General features: G+C 52.1%; 22 protein-coding genes and 3 pseudogenes. 7 read left to right on the forward strand and 18 right to left on the reverse strand.

Going from position 1 to position 22,196, the window contains the following annotated elements:
- Positions 1-20 precede the first annotated feature (20 nt).
- From RAL91_RS23065 to RAL91_RS23080, 4 genes are read right to left on the reverse strand one after another with little or no spacing between them, the layout of a single operon-like run.
- Positions 21-1,253 (reverse strand): class I SAM-dependent methyltransferase, encoded by a 1,233-nt coding sequence (locus tag RAL91_RS23065; protein ID WP_306258578.1) that lies wholly within the window; start codon positions 1,251-1,253, stop codon positions 21-23.
- 14 nt (positions 1,254-1,267) lie between these two features.
- Entirely contained in the window at positions 1,268-2,326 is a 1,059-nt protein-coding gene (locus RAL91_RS23070) for an NAD(P)-dependent oxidoreductase (protein WP_306258579.1), read from the reverse strand.
- 6 nt (positions 2,327-2,332) lie between these two features.
- Complete coding sequence (locus RAL91_RS23075; RefSeq protein ID WP_306258580.1) at positions 2,333-3,055, reverse strand: sugar phosphate nucleotidyltransferase; 723 nt, start codon at positions 3,053-3,055, stop codon at positions 2,333-2,335.
- Positions 3,052-4,254 carry a class I SAM-dependent methyltransferase gene (locus RAL91_RS23080; RefSeq protein ID WP_306258581.1) on the reverse strand — a complete coding sequence of 401 codons (1,203 nt, stop codon included), beginning with the start codon at positions 4,252-4,254 and terminating at the stop codon, positions 3,052-3,054. Before RAL91_RS23080 ends, RAL91_RS23075 begins: the two co-directional genes overlap by 4 nt.
- A gap of 289 nt (positions 4,255-4,543) precedes the next feature.
- Here RAL91_RS23080 and RAL91_RS23085 point away from each other — a divergent pair, with 289 nt between their 5' ends.
- A complete protein-coding gene (locus RAL91_RS23085; protein WP_306258582.1) occupies positions 4,544-6,148 on the forward strand; it encodes a hypothetical protein in 1,605 nt (534 codons plus the stop codon).
- A 114-nt stretch (positions 6,149-6,262) separates the two neighbouring features.
- Complete coding sequence (locus RAL91_RS23090; RefSeq protein WP_306258583.1) at positions 6,263-7,447, forward strand: nucleotide disphospho-sugar-binding domain-containing protein; 1,185 nt, start codon at positions 6,263-6,265, stop codon at positions 7,445-7,447.
- Between the two features lie 39 nt (positions 7,448-7,486).
- Here RAL91_RS23090 and RAL91_RS23095 read toward each other — a convergent pair whose 3' ends face one another.
- Together RAL91_RS23095 and RAL91_RS23100 are read right to left on the reverse strand one after the other, a co-directional pair.
- Positions 7,487-8,494, reverse strand: a complete 1,008-nt coding sequence (locus RAL91_RS23095; RefSeq protein ID WP_306258584.1) for a glycosyltransferase family 2 protein — start codon at positions 8,492-8,494, stop codon at positions 7,487-7,489.
- Between the two features lie 27 nt (positions 8,495-8,521).
- Positions 8,522-9,040, reverse strand: a complete 519-nt coding sequence (locus tag RAL91_RS23100; RefSeq protein ID WP_306258585.1) for a redoxin domain-containing protein — start codon at positions 9,038-9,040, stop codon at positions 8,522-8,524.
- Positions 9,041-9,239: 199 nt separating this feature from the next.
- On the opposite strand from RAL91_RS23100, the gene RAL91_RS23105 reads away from it, so the two are divergent.
- Positions 9,240-9,635, forward strand: coding sequence for a hypothetical protein (locus tag RAL91_RS23105; protein ID WP_306258586.1), 396 nt, complete (start codon positions 9,240-9,242; stop codon positions 9,633-9,635).
- Entirely contained in the window at positions 9,521-9,796 is a 276-nt protein-coding gene (locus tag RAL91_RS25165) for an SRPBCC domain-containing protein (protein ID WP_371932563.1), read from the forward strand. The genes RAL91_RS23105 and RAL91_RS25165 overlap by 115 nt, the downstream gene beginning before the upstream one ends.
- A 72-nt stretch (positions 9,797-9,868) precedes the next feature.
- Here RAL91_RS25165 and RAL91_RS23110 read toward each other — a convergent pair whose 3' ends face one another.
- The 7 genes from RAL91_RS23110 to RAL91_RS23140 all read right to left on the reverse strand — a co-directional run bounded on the left by RAL91_RS23110 (position 9,869) and on the right by RAL91_RS23140 (position 15,568).
- Positions 9,869-10,516 carry a ferric reductase-like transmembrane domain-containing protein gene (locus RAL91_RS23110; protein ID WP_306258587.1) on the reverse strand — a complete coding sequence of 216 codons (648 nt, stop codon included), beginning with the start codon at positions 10,514-10,516 and terminating at the stop codon, positions 9,869-9,871.
- Between the two features lie 4 nt (positions 10,517-10,520).
- Positions 10,521-11,018 (reverse strand): twin-arginine translocation pathway signal, encoded by a 498-nt coding sequence (locus RAL91_RS23115; protein WP_306258588.1) that lies wholly within the window; start codon positions 11,016-11,018, stop codon positions 10,521-10,523.
- Positions 11,019-11,390: 372 nt separating this feature from the next.
- Positions 11,391-12,119: an amino acid ABC transporter ATP-binding protein gene (locus RAL91_RS23120; RefSeq protein WP_306258589.1), complete on the reverse strand. Its 729-nt coding sequence runs from the start codon at positions 12,117-12,119 to the stop codon at positions 11,391-11,393.
- Positions 12,116-12,772 carry an amino acid ABC transporter permease gene (locus RAL91_RS23125; RefSeq protein ID WP_306258590.1) on the reverse strand — a complete coding sequence of 219 codons (657 nt, stop codon included), beginning with the start codon at positions 12,770-12,772 and terminating at the stop codon, positions 12,116-12,118. Before RAL91_RS23125 ends, RAL91_RS23120 begins: the two co-directional genes overlap by 4 nt.
- Position 12,773: 1 nt before the next feature.
- Positions 12,774-13,493 (reverse strand): amino acid ABC transporter permease, encoded by a 720-nt coding sequence (locus RAL91_RS23130; RefSeq protein ID WP_306258591.1) that lies wholly within the window; start codon positions 13,491-13,493, stop codon positions 12,774-12,776.
- Between the two features lie 75 nt (positions 13,494-13,568).
- Entirely contained in the window at positions 13,569-14,444 is an 876-nt protein-coding gene (locus RAL91_RS23135) for an amino acid ABC transporter substrate-binding protein (protein WP_306258592.1), read from the reverse strand.
- Between the two features lie 20 nt (positions 14,445-14,464).
- Positions 14,465-15,568 carry a D-cysteine desulfhydrase gene (locus tag RAL91_RS23140; protein ID WP_306258593.1) on the reverse strand — a complete coding sequence of 368 codons (1,104 nt, stop codon included), beginning with the start codon at positions 15,566-15,568 and terminating at the stop codon, positions 14,465-14,467.
- 111 nt (positions 15,569-15,679) lie between these two features.
- Here RAL91_RS23140 and RAL91_RS23145 point away from each other — a divergent pair, with 111 nt between their 5' ends.
- The gene (locus RAL91_RS23145; RefSeq protein ID WP_306258594.1) at positions 15,680-16,573 is read left to right on the forward strand and encodes a LysR family transcriptional regulator; all 894 of its coding nucleotides are present in this window, start codon (positions 15,680-15,682) and stop codon (positions 16,571-16,573) included.
- 91 nt (positions 16,574-16,664) lie between these two features.
- On the opposite strand, the pseudogene RAL91_RS23150 reads toward RAL91_RS23145, so the two are convergent.
- Positions 16,665-16,973, reverse strand: a pseudogene (locus RAL91_RS23150) (ABC transporter substrate-binding protein); the annotation flags it as partial.
- A gap of 620 nt (positions 16,974-17,593) precedes the next feature.
- The gene (msrB, locus tag RAL91_RS23155; RefSeq protein WP_371932454.1) at positions 17,594-18,067 is read right to left on the reverse strand and encodes a peptide-methionine (R)-S-oxide reductase MsrB; all 474 of its coding nucleotides are present in this window, start codon (positions 18,065-18,067) and stop codon (positions 17,594-17,596) included.
- 209 nt (positions 18,068-18,276) lie between these two features.
- Here msrB and RAL91_RS23160 point away from each other — a divergent pair, with 209 nt between their 5' ends.
- Positions 18,277-19,410, forward strand: a complete 1,134-nt coding sequence (locus RAL91_RS23160; protein WP_306258595.1) for an iron-containing alcohol dehydrogenase — start codon at positions 18,277-18,279, stop codon at positions 19,408-19,410.
- A gap of 3 nt (positions 19,411-19,413) precedes the next feature.
- On the opposite strand, the pseudogene RAL91_RS23165 reads toward RAL91_RS23160, so the two are convergent.
- A pseudogene (locus RAL91_RS23165) lies at positions 19,414-20,115 on the reverse strand (dihydroxyacetone kinase subunit DhaK).
- A pseudogene (locus tag RAL91_RS23170) lies at positions 20,098-20,313 on the reverse strand (DAK2 domain-containing protein); the annotation flags it as partial. The pseudogenes RAL91_RS23165 and RAL91_RS23170, both read right to left, overlap by 18 nt.
- Between RAL91_RS23170 and RAL91_RS23175 the strand changes: the two are divergent.
- Positions 20,312-20,452, forward strand: a complete 141-nt coding sequence (locus RAL91_RS23175; RefSeq protein ID WP_306258596.1) for a hypothetical protein — start codon at positions 20,312-20,314, stop codon at positions 20,450-20,452. The pseudogene RAL91_RS23170 and the gene RAL91_RS23175 sit on opposite strands and share 2 nt — an antisense overlap.
- 114 nt (positions 20,453-20,566) lie before the next feature.
- On the opposite strand, the gene RAL91_RS23180 is transcribed toward RAL91_RS23175, so the two are convergent.
- Positions 20,567-22,186, reverse strand: coding sequence for a dihydroxyacetone kinase subunit DhaK (locus tag RAL91_RS23180; RefSeq protein ID WP_306258597.1), 1,620 nt, complete (start codon positions 22,184-22,186; stop codon positions 20,567-20,569).
- Between the last annotated feature and the right edge of the window lie 10 nt (positions 22,187-22,196).

The following is a 22,196-nucleotide window of genomic DNA, read 5'->3' on the forward strand; positions in this document are numbered from 1 at the left end:
CAACATCTTACATCCCAATCTTACGTCCCGTTGGAAATCCGGAATTGCGGCAATGGCACAATGAATTGTCCACCAGCCAGAGCATAGTCTTTTTGCTGGCCCACGATCTCATCCGCCAGATTCCACGGCAGAATAATCAGATAGTCCGGTGGATCACTTTGCAGAACATCCGGTGATACAATCGGAATGCGCATACCGGGCATCAGTCTGCCCTGCTTCTCGGTGTTTTTATCGACGACATAGTCGAGCACAGTGCCATCAAGTTGTGCCGCATTCAGCAGCATCGCACCTTTCGCAGCAGCGCCATATCCGGAGATAGAAGCGCCATCCGACTTTAGTTGCCGCAGACAGGCTGATATCTGTGACACCAGTTGTGTGACCCGGTCGGAAAAGTCACTCAACAACCGCCCATCAGCGACACCCAACGTGCTCTCATAGAGCAGCCGGTCCTGAATCATCTGGGAATGCGCTGCGGAAGAAGCGCTTTGATGCCGAGCAAACACGCGTAATGAGCCGCCCTGCGCCGAAATGCTCTCACAGTCAAATATCTCCAGCCCGTTACGCTCGAACAAGCGGACCAGTGCCGTCAGACTGAAGTAACAATGATGCTCATGATAGATCGTATCAAATGCCAGCTTTTCAACCAGATCAATCAGATAGCCCACATCGAAAGACGCGATACCCTTGGGTTTCAACAGACGCCTGATACCTGCAACAAACCCGTTCAGATCAGGCACGTGAGCCAAAACATTATTGGCAATTACCAAATCCGCACGGTTGCCTTCATCAACAAGTGACTGCGCCAATTCCTCAGAAAAGAACGCCTGCAATGTGTTGACGCCAACACTGCGGGCCAGAGCAGCCGCCTTCGGCGTTGGCTCAATTCCAAGGGCCGGAATTCCCATGCGCACAAAATTCTGAAGCAGATAGCCATCATTGCTGGCAATCTCGATGACCTGCGACGTCTCCGACAGGTCGAGTTGCGCACCAATCTCGTCCGCAAAATCCCGCGATGCTTCCATCAGAGTCTGTGAGAGCGATGAAAAATACGGATAATTCTCATCAAACATCAGCGCGGCTGGCGGCGTTTCACGAAGCTGCACCAAGGTGCAATCAGCGCAACTGACCAAGTCCAGTTCAAACAGCATCTCGGTGTCAACCGGATCAGACGGCTTTGGGAAATGGGCGGTTAAAGGCACTTTGCCAAAGCTGATAACATCGTGCAGCGCTGGCGAGCCGCAGGAACGGCACATGTGTTGCCCCTGTTTCAAGCTGTGTGGTCTCTTGAAAGAGCGTGGCGCAATTCCGATGTCAGTTCACCATTCGAGACTCGGGATTTCAGATGCGCGAGGCGCTGAAACCTGGTCCCTTCAAACTCATCTGGCCGAACCTTTGTCGTCGTGAGAGCAGCATGGAGCTCAGCAATACCGTCTTCCAGACTGTGTTGTGTCCAGTCCGGACCTAATATGGTTTCAAGCTTTTTACCGCTGACCCGATAATTTCTGTTGTCGCTGCTGGCAGCAGTTTCAAACACAATATTGGAATTCGGTATCTGGCTCTGGATCTTGGCCGCTATATCGCGAATTTGATAGTTTTCGCTGTCAACCGCAACATTGAATGCCTGCAAATGCACATGCTGACGATCGACTTCCAGCATGGCCACAAAAGCTTTTGCCACATCGCGAAGATGAATGATCGGACGCCAGGCAAGCCCATCACTCTTGAGGAAAATCTCTCCGGTATCGACAGTCCATGCCATAAGATTGTTGACAACAAGATCAAAACGCATGCGCGGCGACAACCCGTAAACAGTCCCGCTGCGCATGAAAACCGGTGAGAACACATCATCCGCAAGCGCTGCAATATCCTGCTCCATTTTCAGTTTGGACCAGGCATAGGCAGTGACCGGAGCGAATTCCGATTGCTCATCCAAAATGGCGTCGTCACTGGCGCCATAGACTGAACAGGAGGAGGCAAGTATGAGACGGCTTATGCCAGTTTGCCGACATAGCTCTGCAAGGCGAACAGACGCTTCATGATTGATTTCATAAGTTAATTTTGGATCGAATTCACCCAGTGGATCATTCGACAAGCCGGCAAGATGAATAACGGCATCCTGCCCCGCAATGTGTTCAGCGCGAACATCGCGCAAATCCATCGCCAATTCGGCAATTGTCAGACGAGCGTTTGCATCACGGTCATACTCGTAAACACAGCGTTCAAAAAGGTCGGTATCCAGTCCGGTGACTTCATGTCCTTTTGACAGCAATTCGTCTGTGACAGCGGCCCCCAGATAGCCCTTATGTCCCGTCACCAGTACCCGCATTTACAGTTAGTCCTTTTTTGATGTCTGCAACCATGGTGCATGTCCATCTTCCCAAATTTCGTTCAGCAATTCCGCGTCTTTCAATGTGTCCATCGATTGCCAGAAACCGCGATGCTTATAGACCATCAATTCATTGCTGCCAGCTAGAAGAGGTAAAGTTTCTAGCTCCCAACTTGTGTCATCACCGGTCAGATGGCCAAAGACATCCGGTTCCAGCACAAAGATACCCGCACTCACCCACAAATCTTCGAGCATCGGCTTTTCAATCATGCTGGTGACCTGGTCTCCGTTCAGGCCAAGCAGTCCGTAAGATAAACGCGGCTGGACAGCAACAATTGTCGCAGTCCGCTTATGGGATCTATGAAACCGAAGCAGATTGGATAAATCCACATCCCAAACGGCGTCGCTATAGGCCAGAATGAACGGGTCTTGCTCCAATATGGATTTCAGCCGGAGAACACGGCCACCCGTATCAGTATCCTCGCCCGTATCAACCGGCTCAATCCTGACATTTGATTGCTCCCCGGAAAAAAACGCACGCATGGCCCCTTTGTAGTGGCCAAGCGCAACAACAACATCCGTAAAACCCTGCCTGGCAAAGCCATCGATGATATGAGCGATAATGGGATTCTCACCGATTGGTGTCAGGGGCTTTGGTGGGCTGTCTCCCTGTTTTATCCGGCTCCCCTTCCCCCCAGCCAGCAACACTATCTTCTCACGACCGCTCATGCTGGCAGCTCTTGATCAGTGTCCGGCTGCGAGCAACCCAGCACAAGGATTTTGGCAACCACGGAAAGATCAGCCAGGACATCCTTGATTTCAGAGACATAGGCCGGGTTCATGATAATGATAAATTCGGCAGAAAGATCGACTAGTTCAGATGGTGGCACCACAGGATGCCCTGTTCCTGCAAGAAATGAATTTTGCTTATCCGGGTTGATGTCCACAACAGCCGCGACCTGACTGTTCAGCCCTAGTGATGTTAAAAAGGCCACCGCTTTCGATCCACTGCCCCAAAGAACAACTGACCGGGGTAACCGTCGTTCAAACCAGTGCCGCCACATGTTGCGCTGCTTATTCAGATTAGTGGCCAGGCGAGAAGTCAGCAACGTCACCTCCTGTGGCCGCGGATCTGTTCCATCAGCAGGCTTAACACCTGCATGAGTCTCCAGCAGATAAGCCGTTGCACAGACATATTGTCCATCAAATTCAGTATGGATATCTTCGGTTTTAAATCCGTTCAAGCGCAACACATTCTGCAGGCTGTCAGGTGTGAAATAGTGGCAATGTTCGTAATACACGTCCCAGAAAGCACCTTCATCCGCGATCCGTGTTGCATCAGGCACATCCACATAAAAGGGTATATCGGTGCGCCCCTGCATCAACCCCGAGACGTGCTGCAAAATCTCCTCAAGCTCACCAATGTGCTCAAGCGTGTGCCGACAAATGATCAAATCCGGTTCCAGCCCGTAATGCTGCTCTCCCAGGCGTTCTGCCAAAAACCGTATAGTCCCGTCAGCGCTGGCGCTCTGCAAAAGGCTGGGGTCTATACCGGTTCCGCGGGCACCTGAAATCTTGCACAAACCGTTCAGAAAGGTCCCATCCCCACAACCGATCTCGACAACATGCTTGCCACGCAGATCATGCTTTTCTCCCAGTCGTTTGGACAGATCCGCCGCATAGCGCCCAAAATGTGCCGAACTGTGTTGTGACCCGTTATAATTGCTGGAAAAACTCTGCGTCGAACTGGCAAACGCCGCGTTGGAAATCAGGCCCGTGACCTTGTTGTGCAAGAGCCGGATGTCACCGCGCGCCACCGCGCAGGCGATGGCCTGTTCCCCAAAAATCTCGCAACAGCTAACTGGAACATTTTTCTGAAGATAGATATCCGCAGAATCTGGCTCCGTTAGGAGACCTGAACGATGCATGCTTCGTGCCTCCGGTGCTGTGACAATCGTGTGATAGAGACCCAACGATGCGTCTGCATTTGCAGTGTGCTGCTCAATATAACAGTTGCCAAGCTGTTACAATCATCCTTCTTGATGCGTCGCCACCCATTCCGAACAACGGATTTTCGTTGCTTTTTAGCAACAGTTCGGATGGTTAATGGCCTGAAAGGGAGCTACGATCACTGGTCGCTTGTCGCTTTGGCAATGCTGCAGTAACATTTCAATGAATCAATGTTTCTAAATATGACGTCATTAGGTTGGGGCTGAAATGAGCAAAAAATCCATAGAGTTTACGTCCGAGATGAAATCTCGCTTGGCACAGGCTTGCGCGGCATCTGCTGCACGCAGTCACTTGGTGACAGCAAAACGCGACGCATTTGGCCGCACAATTGTGACAGCCCACACTGTTAAATCAGTGGCATCCCGCAAGGATAACAAGGCATTGCTTGCCGAGTTGAAAGCAAGCGGTCTGAATGCAACAGTCAAAGTCCGGTCTCATGCAGACCGCAAGATTGCCAGCGCAACGTCCTTGCAGAGCCTGCTTGCACGCTATGAAGGCTCAGACTTCCTCCATGATCCAACAGGCGCATTTGGTCGCTCCGCAGAGTTGGTGGATTTCGCACAGAACATCCGCGCCTCCTTGAGTGATAAGGTTGCAGGCATCTATTGGAACACACAGCTGCGCACAGCTTTTGTAGTTCTGAACCACACAAAATTCTTCGCCGACAAAAAGGTCAAAATTGCTGATCTTGCGGAAACTGAAAACGCAGTCAGAAATGCCTATCGCTCAGTCATGCCGGACAATTCTTCCTTGTTCGTACATGCCTTGCGCATTGGCTTTGAAATCCCGGCAATGAGCCTTGTTCCGGTTGATGCAGCCTCCGTCGTGGCATCAGATTCATTCCTCTCCGGCCTCTCAAAATTCGCCAAGGCACCTGCATTCGCTGCAATGGTCGGCCTCGGCGGAGCGATGGTCGCGGGCCAAGCCGTTGCTGCTGATCCAGCATCCGAAAATCCTATGATGGGCAGCTACCCGGCTGTTTCCGGTCTTAACTTTAAAATCGGCATCGCCGCTGGCCTCCAGGACGGCGGTACGTTCTTCAATAGTGATGAGACTGACAGAGATACAAGCCAAACCTTTGTTGGCACAGCCTCTGTAACGACGCCAATCCTGCACTCCTTTGGTTTCCAGCTGGATGGTTTGCTCGGGTACATTAACCGCGATGACGATATTTCAGGCATCAATGGTTTTGGATCCAGCGATGAAGTAGATGGCGAATTTGTGTATGGTGTCGGCGGACATTTGTTCTGGCGCGATCCGATGAAAGGTCTTTTCGGCGTCACGGCGTCCTACGTTGAGTTGGAAGGCGATGATGATGCTTTCGAAAGCTTTCCCAATCTGGAGTTCGCTCCGGGACTGTCTATCACCCGCGTTGGCGCTGAAGGTGAGTTATACTTGGACCAGTTTACGCTGGCTGCAGGCGCCGGCTATCAGTTCATCAACTTCACTGGCGATTTTGAGCCATCTCCGTTTTCTGATTTCGAAGAAGACGGTCTGTATGCTCAGCTGGATCTGTCGTGGTATGCGACCGACAATCTCGTCCTGTCAATTGGCGCTGCAACCGATCCGAACACTGACATACTCGGGACAGCAGGCGTAGAGTGGGCCCCTGCAATTGAATCCTTTAACGGATTGTCCCTGTTTGCGGACGGCGTTGTAGGCGAAGACGATTATGTCAGCGCTTCGCTTGGCGTAAGGTTCTACTTCGGCGAAGGAACGACTTTGAAAACGCGTCATCGCTTCGACGATCCGGTTGACAATCTTCCTGGAAGCGCTCTTGCAACTGCTGGTGGCGGTGGCCTGGGATACTAAAACAAACAGACGCGGCGCAGATCAAATACAAGCGATCTGACAAGCACACTATAGCGGCACCTTGTTTCTGGGTTGGAAACTGGTGCCGCAACTATTTTTGATTGATACCATGTCATGAAAAAAATACTTTTTGTATCGGAACTCGGCGGCGGACTGGGCCATTTCGCGCCCCTCAAAGCGGTAGCGGATCGTGTGCTGGCACAACAATCCGGTGCCGAGCAATATGAGTGCATTTTCTCGGTCAAGGACTGTGTCGGCGCGCATCAGGCATTCACCGGTGCTGCCTTTCCAATACTTCCCGCACCTGTATCAGAACCATCCCAGACGGCCATAACCAGAACGTCCAGCTATTCTGAAGTTCTGGAACAAATCGGCTATCTGAAAAAAGAGCGCCTGACTTCAATTCTGTCTGCCTGGGATGATGTGCTCACTCTGCTCAAGCCTGATCTGATCGTCGCAGATCACAGCCCAAGCCTTTGTCTTGCAGCACGTGGCAGAATTTCGGTTGCCCTTATCGGAAGCGCTCACACAATGCCACCGGTTAACATGCCAAGATATCCGACTTTGCGCGCCGGTGTGGAACCTGCCCAGTATCAGGAAGCGATGCTTCGCAACATCAATACCGTACTGGCAGAGCGAGGCCAGCCAACGCTCTCGGCACTGCCTGAATTACTGAACACAGAAAAGCGGTTTGTATTCTCGTTACCGCAAGCAGACCCCTATGCCGGTCTTCGGAATGAAGAATTGCTGGGTTCGTACAATGAAGGACTCCGCAGGACAGACTTGCCGGATGAACCACATCTCTTTCTCTATGCCGGTGCAGTGCCGGAATATCTGGATCCGATCATTCAGGCTGTCTCTCAAACAAAAGCGAAAATCTCTGCCTATCTTGGAAATACAAATACAGCGGCTGCCCAGTTTCTAAAGCTTCGTGGGGGGCACATTTATTCAAAACCACCAGAACTCTCTGAAGTCTTACCCACGGTAACGGCCGTCATGTCACATGGCGGCGCCGGGCTTTCTCAAGCGGCACTGATTTCTGGCCGGCCACAAATCATTGTGCCCATCCATTTTGAGTCAGAAGCAACAGCGGGTCGGTTGGAAAGTCTGGGTGTCGGCAAGGGAATCCGATCTGCCAACGTAGATGATCTGAAGAATGCGATATCAGCCGTGCTGGAGGTCCGCCGCTTCGGAGAAAACGCACAGGCTGTGGCCAGGTCGATTGCTGACATGAACTTACCAGCTAGCGCAACCCAATTGGTTGCGAAGGGTGTGGTGGAGCTTCTTGAGAGCACCTAGGGGGCGACTAGACCGACCTTCGTTCTGAGAATCCCGGGCTCACACGCCCAAAGCGTGTTGCTGCGCGCGCTCATCCAAAAAATCGACGGCCACTTTTGCCATATCAGGTTGCTGCGGAAGGTCACATCCATAGGCTTTCGAAAATTTTTGCAAGCCATTTTTCCATCCACGTTCAAACTGAACCGATTTCAAAACACTGATCGCGGTAAATCCAAACGTCATCACCCAGGATTGACCCTGTTCGCGACACTCAGCCCATTGGGTCCCAACCTTGCGCCTGATTGTTTTAAGCCCTCCGCTAAAAGTGCCATCCGAACACATCTCCGCCACCACCCAATCCTGCTCCAGCAGAGTATATTGGACGGATCCAAAGCCATAGTTGAACGCACGCTTGGCAATCTCTCGAAGGTTTGTCTTTGCCTTGTGACCAATCAACCAGTTCCATGCGACCAGATGCCGACCACCAGACTTGATTGCACGCTGGGTCAAGCAGCAATCCTCTGCAGCAACACTCAACTCCTGCTCATAACCGCCAATTCGTTCAAATAAGGTTCGCCGGAAGGCAGCATTGGCCCCAACTGCCGTTAACAAACCATGATCAGAGACGACTGGCCCTGGATAATTACTCCGCGCAGCTATGAGCGTTGCAAACACACTTGGCTTGCTGTGCCATACCGGTTCTATGTTTCCCGCAATCACATCAATTTCCGGATCGGCGAGGACAATCGCTTCCAGATAGTCCAGCCAGTTCGGCCCAGGAATGCAGTCATCATCGGTCATGACCAGGAAATCCTCCTCAGCACCAGAAAAAGCCTCCTGCCGCGCCATTGCAGGGCCGGCATTTTGCGGCATGATGCGATACTCAAACAATCCATCATGCTGCTCGACCAGCTTCTGATAGGCATCATCATGGCTGGCATCATTGACGATCACGAGACGAACATTCGGCTTGCCAAGCAATTGGGCCTTGATGGCAACAAGAAACCGTTGAAGGTCATCCGCACGCTTGTAGGTTGGGACCCCTATGCAAAAGGTTGGTTCAGCCATCAAGGACATCCAATTCCAAAAAGCCTCTCAGACAGTCCCGCGGGCAGGTCTGTTATGGGCAATATTGAATTTCATACCGTCCAGCAATTCATTCAGTTCTGGACGCGCGGCAGGCCCGTTGGAGATGCAGACCACCTGAATAATGCCATCTGGACGAACACAGAAAATACCAGGCTCTGCAAATCTGCGATCTGTCTCATCAGGTGATAACGGGTCCGAAATATAAACACCAAGGCCAAGCATCTGCTCTTCACTCAGATCGTAGCCGATATCAAAACTCCAGCCGAATTCGTCGACATCCGCCTTTGCCTTTTCCCTCGGATCGGCTGACACAACAACCAGATCAAACCCGGCCTCTTCCCAGTCGGATTTCAATCCTTCAAGCATAGCCAGGTATTTCTTGCAACGTCCGCAATGTTTTCCGCGATAGACGACCAACAGCGTGTGACGTTCAGTGGCACCGCCAATGCTGAGCGTGCCCCCACCAAGCTTCGGGAAACTCATGTGCGGCAAAGCCCCGCCTGCTTCTGGTTTGGTGTTCATCATAGACGAATGCCTTTCTGCTTGTGTATGGAACCCGCCCTCATCGGGGAATGGGTCTGCTTGAAGTTTGATAGGACGCTTAACTAATCTGATATCGGCCCGGCAATGCGTATTATGTGTTTTTCTAGTCTAAAAGTGATTTCCAATCATCACATATCTTTGGCAATTCTTACATCCATATGCGGAAGTTTCGGGAGTGAGTATGCTGAAATCATTTGGACATGATATTTGGATTGCTGATGGATCGATGGCGGTTGCAGTCGCAGGTTTCCATTACCCGACACGAATGGCTGTCATAAGATTACCCAATGACGCTCTTTTTGTCTGGTCGCCGATACCACTGACGGACGAACTCCGGGAACAGGTGACGGCGCTGGGAAGCGTTGAGCACCTGACTGCACCGAAGATGGCCATGCATTCCTCAAGCGTGCATTTGACGGGCACAACAGCAGCCATCGCAGCAACAGGCCTGTCTGGTGCAGCATCGGCGGTGGGCAACCCTACCAACTCGAGGGTGAGTTCACTGAAGTCGTCCCGCCACACAAGCTCTCCCACACCTGGAGAGCGGTCGGATCGCCAAGTGGCACAGCTTTTGTGACCTATCATCTGACCTCTCACCCGTTTGGCGTTCTATTAACATTGCGGCATACGGGTATTTTGAATCCGGAAATTTGTGAAAAAACGCGTGCAGGTTGGGAGGCAAGTCTTTTGCGGCTTCAGGAGATTATCGCCGCAGAAAAGAAACCGACCCCCACATGAGCTATTATGCTGTCTCAACATCAAGGAGATTAAAGATCTTTGGCAAATCCCGCCACCCTGTCGTTCCAGTGGCTACCGGTTTCTCAGCATGGGTTTAACGACGCGCAGATGCAGGATAACGATTGCTGTCGCCAAAAGCACACCGATACATAGGAGCACCTTGGACAGATGACCCATCGCACCTTCAATCATCCATGCATGCACAACGCTTGATACCACCACGACCACCGCCAAACTGTTGTGAATGATCCGCCAGATCCCGTAACGAACACCTATCCGCAACCGGACCGCAACAAGCACAGCAGTCAGCACGAGGCTCCAAAGTCCGACCACCCCATACACCGAAAACAGGGTTGGAGAGACCAGAAGAAGCGCATCAATCGTGTCTTGTGGACTGGTGATGTAAAGGCCGACCACATGCAGCAACACGGCGATAAAGATGCCGCTGCCAAGCCAACGGTGCCATCGTCGCTCCTGCATCATACGCAGGCCGGGCAGATATCCTGCGGCCAACAGCGGTTGCAAAAGCAGCAGGGCCAGAGCCGTAACACCGGCAATGCCTGAAACCAGGTAGGCAGCGTCGCGACCGACCAGCACAGGGCTGGTTGCGGCAATTGCAACAGGTCCGATAACTGCAGCGGCCAGAACAAGCCAGATCAACAAAGTGAGCGGACGCCCGGCATCAAGTCGGTGCCCACTGCGCGCAACTGGGGGCGACATGCGGTTAAGCTGGTGTCAGAACGAAATTGGCCTGAAGGCTGGTGTCATTCTTACTGTCCATGACAGGGCGCAGGAACACTGTTTCAAAGTCCGCATCATCATAAGCCAGATGGCCATGAGCCTGACCGAAATGAGGCACAATCTGCGACATTTCCAGTTGGTATGTGCCGTCTGCTGCGGTCATCACGCTGCCATGATTGCTCGGCTCACGTTCACCGCCGCGCGGCGTCGCCGCCCAGATTTGAATGCGGACATTCGACAATGGTTCACCCGTACCGGCTTTCAGAACCGTACCGGACATCAGAAAGCCTGTGCCAAGATTTGCCACAAGCGGCGCATTGGGGCTGTAATTATTAGAGCCACCGCGCATGGTCTGGGTCGGCGCGTAATCGGTTTTGGCCTGCGCCGGCACCAACAGGCCAGTAGTTCCGGTCACCAAAGCAGCGCCGGAAACACCGGCACCAATCAGAAGGGAACGACGGTTAAAAGCGGGGCGGTTCATATCAATCTCTCCTATTCGAGCATTGGCAACTTCGCGTATGTTTCAATGGTTCTCATTCAGTATCTGTCAGCGCAGGCTGATACCTGCTTCTGAAACCACATACTGCATACATAGGCAGCATATCCAATCTGGCAATCTCAGGCGGATTTTGACATGATTTGGGCCGGAGCACGCGCTTATGCTGATCGCAACAGAATTATACTTCGCTTGAAGCATACAACGGAACCGAGCGGTACGGTGCTTAAATTTTGGCAATATGAGTTCCACGGCTGCTGTGCCCGGAAAGGGTAGCAGCTAAAAACTCAGAGCGTGGCCGCCGCCCAGCACAGCCTGACCGTTAGACGTCACAATCAAGCAACGGTCAGCAACCACTTAATGGTCGAGAATTTTGGACAAAAAGTCCTTGGCACGGTCACTTTCAGGATTTGAGAAGAAGCTCTGCGTTTCCCGATCTTCGACAATGGCACCCTCGTCCATGAATATAACCCGGTCTGCGACTTTTCTGGCAAACCCCATTTCATGGGTCACCACCATCATGGTCATGCCCTCCTTGGCCAGCCCCACCATGACATCAAGCACTTCATTGATCATTTCCGGATCCAGCGCCGAGGTCGGCTCATCGAACAGCATCGCAATAGGATCCATAGCCAGAGAACGGGCTATGGCGACCCGTTGCTGCTGGCCTCCGGATAACTGGCTTGGAAACTTTGTCAGGTGCTCGGACAGACCAACACGGTCAATCAATTGCTCGGCACGGCTGACGGCCTCATCACGAGAGCGCTTCAGCACCTTTTCCTGTGCCAGACACAAATTCTCCAGAACCGACATATGCGGGTACAGCTCAAAATGCTGGAACACCATACCGATTCGAGAGCGCAATTTGGTCAGATTGGTGGATTTTGCAGTAACTTCCTGCCCCTCAACGCTGATACGCCCCTGCTGAACCGGCTCCAGCCCGTTGACGCATTTGATCAAGGTGGATTTGCCAGAACCCGATGGCCCGCAAACGACTACCACCTCGCCTTTGTTTACGGCTGTCGTGCAATCGGTCAGAACACGAAAACTGCCGTACCATTTGCTTATATTATCAATTTCAATCATGTGGCCATCCGGCTTTTCAGTCGTCTTACATAAAGGGAACCTGCAAAGCAGATCACGAAATACACAACAGCGGCAAACAGATACATTTCCACAAGGCGCCCTTCCGTTCGGGCAACAATCGAAGAAGCCGTCATGAAGTCACGCAGGCTGACCACAAAGACCAGCGATGTATCCTGAAACAGGATAATACCTTGCGTCACCAAAATCGGGATCATGTTGCGAAATGCCTGTGGCAGAACAACAAACCGCTGAATTTGCCAATAGTTCAGCCCGGTTGCTTTACCTGCAAAGACCTGGCCTTGGCGCACGCTTTGAATGCCAGCGCGCATGATCTCCGAATAATAGGCTGCCTCAAACAAAACAAACGCTATGAGTGCCGAGTAGAAACCGCCAATCGGACGTCCCAAAAGCAGCGGAACCAGAAAGTAGAACCAGAAGATTACCAGGATCAGGGGTACAGACCGAATGAGATTCACATAGCCAGCTGCCAAAAGCGACAGGGGTAGAATGCCGGAGAGCCGTGCCAGCGCCAACAGCGTACCAAGCACAATCCCGCCGACGATTGCCAGGAAAGTCAGCCACAGGCTGAGTTGCAATCCTTCCCAAAGAAACGGAAGCGACTGGATGATAACGCCAAAATCAAAATCGTCCATCTTAAGCCTCCTTTCCTACAAATCCTGGAATGGCAGTGTAGCGTTCCAGAGACTGGCTGATCACGGTGGCAACGAGCGCAATACAGACATAAATCACGGTTGCTGCCGTAAAGGCTTCGAAACCCTGAAATGTGTATTCAGCAATCTGCTGGCTTTGCGCTGTCAGTTCCAGAAGCCCAATCGTCAGAGCCAATGATGAGTTCTTGAAAACCGTTAGAAATTCGGAAGTCAGCGGCGGCACAATAAGCCGGAAGGAAATAGGCAACAGAACATGTCTGTATGTCTGTGCAACACTCAGCCCGTGGGCTTTTGCTGCAGCGTTAAGACCGACTGGAACAGTTTCAATCCCGGCACGCACCTGTTCGGCAATTCGCGAGGCAGTGTAGAGTGCCAGTGCAATCACCGCAGTGGTAAATTCCGGATTGGGCATATCGCGTTTCATCCAGCGTCCCCAATCATCGGGCACCAGTTCCGGTATCGCAAAATACCAGATAAACATTTGCACCAGCAGGGGAATGTTTCGAAACAGCTCAACATAGGAGCCGCAAATAATTCGGATGAAACGGTTGGGTACCGTGCGGCCGATTCCGACAAGAGAGCCAACGACAATGGCAATGCACCAGGCACAAAGAGCAACAGCAATCGTCCACCAGAACCCACTGATGAGCCAGCCGAGATACTCTTCTTCAAACAGAACGCCCCAATTCCAATTATAATCCATCAGCTTGCCTGCAAATTGCCCCAGAAAAACGGGCCACTATACCGATTTTGGACAGTGGCCCGAATGATGATCGGATTAGTTTGGCAAGCCGCCAAGTGTGAAGGCAGCTTTCAACAAATCATCTGCCGGAACACCAAGTGGATCGAACCATTTTCCGTAGATGTCATTGATTTCACCTGAACGGAAAACCTCTGCCAACGCCTTTTTGCCTACCAGCTCAAAGGCACTGTCATTCCTGCGCACCATCAGGGCATAGGGATCAAACGAAAGGAAATCGCCAACAACGACAAAATCGTCAGGATTCTTCGATTTGGAGATCAGACCAAACAGCAGAATGTGATCGGAAGAGTAAGCGTCAACACGATCGGTTTCGAGCGACAGCATGCCTTCAGCAAGATCACGCACAGGCAGGATTTTCACATCCATGCCAGCAGCTTCAACGGCTGCCTTCACGGCGCGCTCATTGGTTGTGCCCTGTGCAATGGCAATGGACTTGCCATCCAGGTCAGCAACAGAACTAATGCCGCTATCTTTGCGCACGAGCAGTTTTGTGCCTGTCACAAATGTGGTCGGCAGATATTCGACCTGTTGCTGACGGGTCAGATTGTTTGTGGTTGAACCACATTCCATATCAATCGTGCCATTGGCCAGCAACGCAATACGGGTTTTGGGATTGATTGCCACGTATCTGACTGCAACATCCATTTCCAGTTCGGCAGAAACGGCTTCAACAATTTTCATGCACAGATCAATCGAGTAACCAACCGGCTGTTGGCTGTCATCAAGATAGGCAAATGGAACCGATGATTCACGGTGACCGATAACAATCTCGCCGCTCGACTTGATTTTTTCAAGTGTGCCGCCATCTTGCGAAAACGCGGTGGATGCGCCACCAAATGCAAGTCCCAGCCCAACACAGGCCGTGATCAGTTTGGATTTCAATGTAGTCATTCTAGGCTCCTTCAGGGTTTTCAATTTACGTATTCTGGAAGATCGAACGTTTCGGGATAACCGAACAGTGCAGCGCTGCCGCCCGTATGCAAAAAGACGATATTCTCCATACCGTCGAAATGTCCCTTGCGGATCAAATCAATCAGGCCGTCCAGCCCTTTGCCGGAATAGACCGGATCAAACAGCAGGCCTTCTGTCTCGGCCAGCATCCTCACCGCTTTGCGCATGCCATCTGTCGGCAGGCCGTATCCCGGGCCTACATAATCGCAAATCGCGCGCACATCGCTGCGCTCAATCGTGACGCCGGCATCAAGATGTTTTGCAGTCTGGACAGCCAGATCAAAGACCATTTGTTCCTGCTTTTCACGCGGCGCGCGCACACCAATACCCAGCAAATGAATATCGCTCTTGATCGCTGTCAGACCCGTTACCAGACCTGCTTGCGTGCCAGAACTACCCGTCGCATGAACCAGAGCATCAATCTTGAGCCCCATATCTGCGGCCTGTTCGACCAACTCACGTGCGCAATTCACATAGCCTAGCGCACCAATAGGATTGGAGCCACCTCCGGGAATTATGTAAGGCGTGGCGCCATCTGCACTTAACTTGTCGGCAAAGGTCACCATCTCCGCAGCCATATCCGTACCACCGGGGCGCTTGGAAACGGTCGCACCATGCAATCGGTCCAACAACACATTTCCGTTCAGATTATATTGCGGATCATTCGAACCGGTACGGTCTTCAAGCAAAATGTGGCACGCCAATCCCAGCTTTGCAGCAGCCGCCGCCGTCTGACGGGCATGATTGGATTGGGTCGCACCCTGCGTAATAATGGTGTCGGCACCCTTTTGCTGAGCATCTGCCATCAGATACTCAAGCTTGCGGGTTTTGTTTCCGCCAGATGACAATCCGGTGCAATCATCGCGCTTAACCCACAACCGAGGGCCGCCGAGAAGCTCCGACAGACGATCCATCGGTTCCAATGGTGTCGGCAAATGCCCAAGTCGGGTGCGCGGAAACGCAGAAAGCGCAATGGACAAATCCTTGCACAGCTTCAATTCCAAAGCCGAAGAACTTGAGTTGAGAGCTTGTTCGTCGTCATTCTTATCTTTTTGCAAATCCACTACGACTCCTGTTAGCCAAACTTTTTCTTATCATTGAGCAGGATTTACGTGCTGAAAAGTGCCAATATGTCTGCCTAGCCAAATAAAAAGTATGTCTGGGGGCGTTTTAAAATGGATTTACGATGGTTTGAGGATGTTCTGGTTCTGCTGGAAGAGCAGAATATGACAAGAGCGGCAGAACGGCGAAACATCACACAACCCGCCTTCTCCCGCCGCATCAGATCGTTTGAAGATTGGATGGGTGTGTCGCTTCTCCAGCGCAAGGCCAACCGTGTTATCCTGAGCCCGTCACTGCTGGCCAATGAAGATGAAATACGGTCAATGATTCTTCGCGTTCAGGAACTGCGCAACAAAATAAGCACGTTCAAACCAGAGCGATCTGTCATCACAATTGCCACCCAGCATGCCCTGATCACCTCATCTTTCCCCGATATTGCAGCCATCACGCGCGAACATATGCCGTCACTCGGCTTTCGCCTGCGGGCGGGTAATCGGGGCGAGTGTATATCGGTGTTTCTACGCGGTGATGCCTCCATCCTGCTGTGCTATGAGGATGAAACCGCCAAACCGATGCCCTTTGACAGTTCTATCCAGCATGATGAATGGGGCACCGACCGCCTGGTGCCTCTGGTCGGTGGAAAATTCCGTTACAATCGCGCCAATGACGGAAGTGTGGACGATCACACGCCCGCAATCGTGTATCCGGAACAAAGCTATTTCGGGGAGTTGCTGGCCGGAAAACAAAAACAGTTTTCAACACCCAGCAAAGCGGCCAACGCTGTTTATCAAACGGCTTTTTCAGCAGGTATCAAAGAAATGGCGATCAACGGATTGGGCATCGCCTGGCTGCCTGTCAGCATGGTCTACCGTGAATTCGAAAACGGCCAATTGGTTGATCTCAGTGCAAACTATGGCAGTCTGGCGCTACGAATTGCGCTTTACACAAACCTTGAGAACGAAGCCGCGACGACAGCACAAGCCTCATGGCATGCAAATCGCAAATAAGACCTTTAGAACCCAGAACGGTGGAGCAGACGGCAAACGCAGCGCCAATGCCAATCATCATCATTTGGTGAATATTGCCGGAAGCAAGCTAATAGCGCAGCTCATAATTTTGAGTTGAGACCGGGGACACCATGCCTTTACTGAAAGAACGGCCCTCAGCCTTTGACCCGTCATCCACCTTCTTCAAAGCATCAGCTTCGTTCGGGTGAACCTGCTCGCCATTACCATTCAGATCCCTGGAGAATGGCATTACGATATGCACCTTGGTGCCAAATCTGATTGTCGCGGCCAAGGGCTGCCCCGCCAACATATGATCACCATCCAGATCGCCTGTGATCCCACGATCCAGCAAAGCTTTCCAATTGGCCTCCGGCTCCAATGTGACAAACAGGGCTTGATTTGTAACTACAGTATCTGTCGGATCGGATGCGACCAGCCAAAAACGAAAAAAGTCGCCAAACCGGCCGATCTGCGGGAGGGAGCAGAACGGTTGGTTTGGCGACTTTGCCTGAGGATCCCGTCATTGGATCCCTGCGAGCCATGAGAAGCTGTTTTTTAATTGCACGGACCGTGCCAGTTTAACAAAAATATTTTAATCCTTATTTTTCAAATACCTATGGATTCACATGATGTTTTAAAAGCGGTATGATTGATCACCGATTGTGCAAAGCTACCCACTTTTGAGCTTAAAAAATGTGCAGCGCAATAATTCGCCGGCAGTTTATTCAAGCTGCCTGGGGACGGGTGTAATGATCATCATGATGCGGGTCGGGCAACCGATCATAAAAAAGCCCGTCTGGGTCAGGCAACAAGGATTGCAAACAGGCCTCAACGACAATTGTCTCGCTCGGAATGCTCTCAACTTTTGAATTGCTGAGGGTTCGGAACCGGCAATGGGTACAATGGCCGCCCGGTAAATAGTTGTGCAACGCTCAATTTCATATATTCACAACCCTTGCCGGGCAACTTCTGGACCAACCGGCCAAAATCAACCGGCCTGTCCAGAAGTATTATTCGGTCTTACCCAACACTGGCTGGTTCGAATGTCAGGCTTACGCCATTCAAGCAGTGACGTTTGCCAGTTGGTTTTGGACCATCATTGAAAATATGGCCAAGGTGACTGCCACATCTGCGGCAATGCACTTCAGTACGCTTTGAGAAGAAGGTGTTGTCCGCCTTGGTGCGTACCGCATCAGGCAGCGATTCATAGAAGCTCGGCCAGCCTGTTCCGCTTTCATATTTGGTCTTTGATTCATAGAGCGCCAGTTCACAGCCCTTGCAATGGAAAACGCCATCGCGCTTTTCAGCATTCAAGGGGCTGGTATGGGCCCGTTCCGTAGCTTCTTCCCGCATGACCGAGAATTCGAAATCTGTCAGCAGCGCCCGCCATTCGGCCTTTGTCCGGGTAACTTCAAATTGTCCTTCGGAAGCAAAACCTGTAGCTGGTATCAGCGTCAGTGCGGCACTCATCTTCAAAAAATCTCTGCGTTTCACTGTTTTTTCCTCGGGCTTCATTAATATCTGAACACAACCTATCCGGTTGGCCTCTTGTCTAACAATTGGGAGAAATCTGCACAGAAGCAAGGTGTGATTGCCCCATCCACGATGATGTGATCGCCCGTGTTTTTTGTGTGAAGCGAAATTCCGACCAACATGGCTGGCTTTTGCCAGGATTCTCAATAAGATTTCAGCGGGAGAATATCATGAGCATGATCAACTATCTGACACGCATTCACTTCGGCACCGGCCTGCTGGAAGAGGCTCTGCGCACTGAATGCGCCAGGCTTGCCATCACCCGCGCCCTGATTGTCACCGACAAGGGCCTGGTCGCAACAGGACTACCGGACAAGGTATCCGCTCTTTTGGCACAAATTGGATCCAGCGTGGTGTTTGATGAAACACCACAGAACCCGACAGAGGCGGCAACCCTTGCTGGACGCCAGTTCTATATGGCTGAAAAGTGCAATGGCGTGATCGCCGTTGGAGGCGGGTCAGCAATTGATCTGGCAAAAGCGATTGCCCTTACATCCACCCATGATGGTCCGCTGGCAAACTATGCGGTTATCAATGGCGGAATTGATAAAATCACGGACACACTGCCACCGCTGATAGCAATCCCGACAACGGCAGGAACAGGCTCGGAAGTTGGGCGTGGCGCAATCATTGTCCTCAATGATCATCGCAAGCTCGGATTCATCAGCCCATACCTCATTCCAGACGCGGCCATTTGCGACCCGCAGCTAACCACCACTCTACCGCCTCACCTGACCGCGGCCACCGGAATGGATGCGTTGACCCATTGTGTCGAGACTTATATTGCCACCGCGTTCAATCCACCTGCAGATGGCATTGCCATTGATGGTTTGAAGCGCGCATCGGCCAACATAAGACAAGCCACCCAAAACGGCCTGGATCTGGAAGCGCGAACCCAAATGATGGCAGCGGCTATGAACGGGGCATTGGCCTTTCAAAAGGGACTGGGGGCCGTCCATGCCATGAGCCATGCACTCGGTGGACTACCGGGGCGCAGCCTGCATCATGGAATGCTGAATGCGGTGTTATTGCCGCATGTCCTGCATTTCAATGAGCCTGTTGTCGGCCACCGCTATGGGGAGGTGAAACAGGCCATGGGGCTTCCTGCGACTGCAGATTTACCCAAAGCAATTGCCGATCTGACATCAGAACTTGGGCTGCCCACAACACTTGGCCAAATGGGCGTAACGCAATTGGATTTGGATAAGGCTGCACCATTGGCAGAGCAAGATCACACCAATGGCACCAATCCACGCAAAGCCAGCGCAGCGGATTACGCTTCGCTGCTATCGCAGGCGTTCTAAGCTTTACATACCCCAACGCAATCCGGGCGTATGCACCGGCGCATCCCACCAGGACAGGGACTTATCGTCCATTCCCACAAGCGTAATGGAACATCCCGCCATATCGAGCGACGTGACATAGGAGCCAACCAGAGAGCGGGCTATTGTAATACCGTGGCGCTCAAATATCCGCCGCGCGGCATGATACATCAGATACAGCTCCATCGATGGCGTCCCGACAAAGCCATTTACATACAGCAAGGCCGGTGTGTCGCTAGCCGGACCCAGATCATCCAGAATAGCCGTGCAGATTTCTTCCGCAATCTCATCTGCCGGCTTCAGCGCATCGCGTCTGCGGCCTGGGACGCCATGAATGCCTACACCGAATTCCATTTCCTGTTCACCCAGATCAAAGGTCGGCTTTCCCGCTTCCGGAACCGTGCAACTGGTCAGTGCCACGCCAAAGGAGCGCGCATTGCCATTAACGCATCCCCAAGGTCCTTCAGGGCTTGCAGGCCCATTCCCTCTTCCGTTGCCGCGCCCAGAATTTTCTCAACAACCATCGTCCCGGCGACGCCCCGTTGTATAAGTGCTGTCTTCAACCGCAATGTCGTCATTGGTGACAACCTGCAGCACATCGCCAGCAGCCATTTCCGCGCCCATGTCGAAATTCATCACATCGCCTTCGTAATTCTTGACGATGAACAGTGCACCTCCGACAGTCATGACAAGCTTCATGCCGGCAGCTGTCAAAGCATCTGGAAACGGTTTTTCTGAAATCACGTCGGCCTCTGCGCGCAACGCTTCAAAGCCGCGTTTCATATTGTACCCATGATCCCCGTCACCAATGGCACTGTCGAGTTCTGTCAGTTCATCGGTGTGCGCTTCAACCACCGCAGCGCAAGTGTTTATGAGATCCATCATGTCGTCTTTTTCAAGCATTGGCCAAAACCCTTTCACCGGCGGCATCAAAGAACAACGGGTTCTTCAATTGCAGATCAACTTCAGCGCCAGATTTGAACGGCGCTATGGGATCGGCCTTGATCTTTCCATCAGGCGCTGATGAGAACCATCGGAAGATCAGACGTCAAAACTGAACCGCCTCCACACCGCATGTGTTTGCGCAGAGGCAGCACAGGCAGCCGGTTCTGGCTCAGTAGGTTTTTAGCCCGGTGATTTAACCCTGCAGGTGCTCAAACAAACGCGCCACCGCTTCCGCTCCTGGGTCGGCATGGCCTTCAAGTTGCTGGGCATTGATATAGGTCGCCCGACCTGCATTGGCTTTGACCAACGTTGCCGTATGATCTGCTCCCGCGCGCGCTGCATTTGCGGCCATATCCCAACCATCATTCAATGCATCCAGGGCCGGAAGAAGTGCGTCGACCATTGTTCGATCGCCAAGTTTTGCGCCTCCGACTTCTTGCATTCTCACCAGACCTGCTTTCAAGGAGCTGGTCATGGACAGACCGCTTGAGGCAGCATCACCGGCTGCCGCGAAAAAGATAGCAAGTAAAACGCCTGAAGACCCGCCCATCGCCTGGCTTAGTTCTTGGCCGATCGCGCGATAGAGTTGCGTGTGATCGGCCAGTGGAAGTGTGTCCATCGTGGAGATCAGAGCGCGCGAGGCGCCTGCCAAAGTTGATCCTGTATCACCATCTCCTGATTTTGCATCAAGTGCGTTGAGGTCACTTTCTGATGCAATCAAAACTTCGCAACATTTTATCAGAAAATCGCGCGTTTCCTGATGCTCTGATGGAAGCGGCTTTATACGGGCCAGGCCATCAGGCAGGTTCAGAACAGTCACAGGAGTGATTTCAGAAACGCCTGGCCAAGCAGACAGCGATGTTGGGTGTGAGAGTGTCTCAAGATCCTCATCATCTGAAGCATAGACGGAAACCGAGAACCCGCGCATATCCAAAGACGTGACCATAGAAGCCGGGCCAATCAGCCATTTCAGTTTACCGGCGATATCTGAATTTGCCAGTTCGTTGGTCAGAATGGCCATTTCGAGTACAGAAGCACCGCCCAGATTGTTTAGTAAGGCCACATGATTGCCGTCACCCATATGGTTGGCAAGCTTGGCTACAACAGCGCCCATTGCCTGTTTGGCATTTGTATACTGAATTTGCTCCACACCGGCTTCACCATGAATGCCAAGGCCCAGTTCCGCCATACCTTTGGGAATTCGCATTTCCTTTGGAGAGCCAGGAACTGTGCATGTATCGAGCGACATGCCAATGGTTTTGGTTCCTGAAATCACCTTTTCAACGCGTTTGGCAATTTCTTTGAGAGAAACACCGCGGTCCGCCAATGCACCAGCGATCTTGTGCACGAACAAGGTTCCTGCAACGCCACGCGCTTGTGGTAGATCGGGCAATGCAACATCATCATCAACAACCACCATGCTGACATCGAGACCAAATGCTTTGGCTCGCTCTGCGGCAAGGCCAAAGTTCAGCCGATCACCTGTGTAGTTCTTAACGATGAGCAGACAACCCGCCGGGCCGGTAACCGCCAGAATACCTGCCAGCACCGCATCAACTGAAGGCGAAGCAAACACGTCTCCGCAAACCGCAGCCGTTAGCATCCCCTCGCCCACAAATCCTGCATGGGCAGGTTCGTGGCCGGACCCTCCGCCAGATACCAACGCGACTTTGGACTTGTCCCAATCGTTACGAACCACGACACGAATGTGGGGGTAGCCATCCAGTCGGGCAAGCTTGCCGCCGGAAGCCGCGATGATACCATCAACTGCGTCTGTGACGATATCTTCTTTTTTGTTCATAAACTGAGTCATTAAGACCTCC

The sequence above is a fragment of the Pararhizobium sp. IMCC21322 genome (genome assembly GCF_030758295.1).
Taxonomy (GTDB): domain Bacteria; phylum Pseudomonadota; class Alphaproteobacteria; order Rhizobiales.

Bases quoted from the DNA above. Each gene is read 5' to 3' on its own strand.
- RAL91_RS23120 (WP_306258589.1), bottom strand. From the start codon at position 12,119: ATGATTGAAATTGATAATATAAGCAAATGGTACGGCAGTTTTCGTGTT.
- RAL91_RS23110 (WP_306258587.1), bottom strand. From the start codon at position 10,516: ATGTCGCCCCCAGTTGCGCGCAGTGGGCACCGACTTGATGCCGGGCGT.
- RAL91_RS23125 (WP_306258590.1), bottom strand. From the start codon at position 12,772: ATGGACGATTTTGATTTTGGCGTTATCATCCAGTCGCTTCCGTTTCTT.
- RAL91_RS23130 (WP_306258591.1), bottom strand. From the start codon at position 13,493: ATGGATTATAATTGGAATTGGGGCGTTCTGTTTGAAGAAGAGTATCTC.
- RAL91_RS23105 (WP_306258586.1), top strand. From the start codon at position 9,240: ATGCTGAAATCATTTGGACATGATATTTGGATTGCTGATGGATCGATG.
- RAL91_RS23070 (WP_306258579.1), bottom strand. From the start codon at position 2,326: ATGCGGGTACTGGTGACGGGACATAAGGGCTATCTGGGGGCCGCTGTC.
- RAL91_RS23175 (WP_306258596.1), top strand. From the start codon at position 20,312: ATGTCGTCTTTTTCAAGCATTGGCCAAAACCCTTTCACCGGCGGCATC.
- RAL91_RS23090 (WP_306258583.1), top strand. From the start codon at position 6,263: ATGAAAAAAATACTTTTTGTATCGGAACTCGGCGGCGGACTGGGCCAT.
- RAL91_RS23145 (WP_306258594.1), top strand. From the start codon at position 15,680: ATGGATTTACGATGGTTTGAGGATGTTCTGGTTCTGCTGGAAGAGCAG.
- RAL91_RS23085 (WP_306258582.1), top strand. From the start codon at position 4,544: ATGAGCAAAAAATCCATAGAGTTTACGTCCGAGATGAAATCTCGCTTG.
- RAL91_RS23080 (WP_306258581.1), bottom strand. From the start codon at position 4,254: ATGCATCGTTCAGGTCTCCTAACGGAGCCAGATTCTGCGGATATCTAT.
- RAL91_RS23065 (WP_306258578.1), bottom strand. From the start codon at position 1,253: ATGTGCCGTTCCTGCGGCTCGCCAGCGCTGCACGATGTTATCAGCTTT.
- RAL91_RS23100 (WP_306258585.1), bottom strand. From the start codon at position 9,040: ATGATGAACACCAAACCAGAAGCAGGCGGGGCTTTGCCGCACATGAGT.
- RAL91_RS23095 (WP_306258584.1), bottom strand. From the start codon at position 8,494: ATGGCTGAACCAACCTTTTGCATAGGGGTCCCAACCTACAAGCGTGCG.
- RAL91_RS23180 (WP_306258597.1), bottom strand. From the start codon at position 22,186: ATGACTCAGTTTATGAACAAAAAAGAAGATATCGTCACAGACGCAGTT.
- RAL91_RS23160 (WP_306258595.1), top strand. From the start codon at position 18,277: ATGAGCATGATCAACTATCTGACACGCATTCACTTCGGCACCGGCCTG.
- RAL91_RS23135 (WP_306258592.1), bottom strand. From the start codon at position 14,444: ATGACTACATTGAAATCCAAACTGATCACGGCCTGTGTTGGGCTGGGA.
- RAL91_RS23115 (WP_306258588.1), bottom strand. From the start codon at position 11,018: ATGAACCGCCCCGCTTTTAACCGTCGTTCCCTTCTGATTGGTGCCGGT.
- RAL91_RS23075 (WP_306258580.1), bottom strand. From the start codon at position 3,055: ATGAGCGGTCGTGAGAAGATAGTGTTGCTGGCTGGGGGGAAGGGGAGC.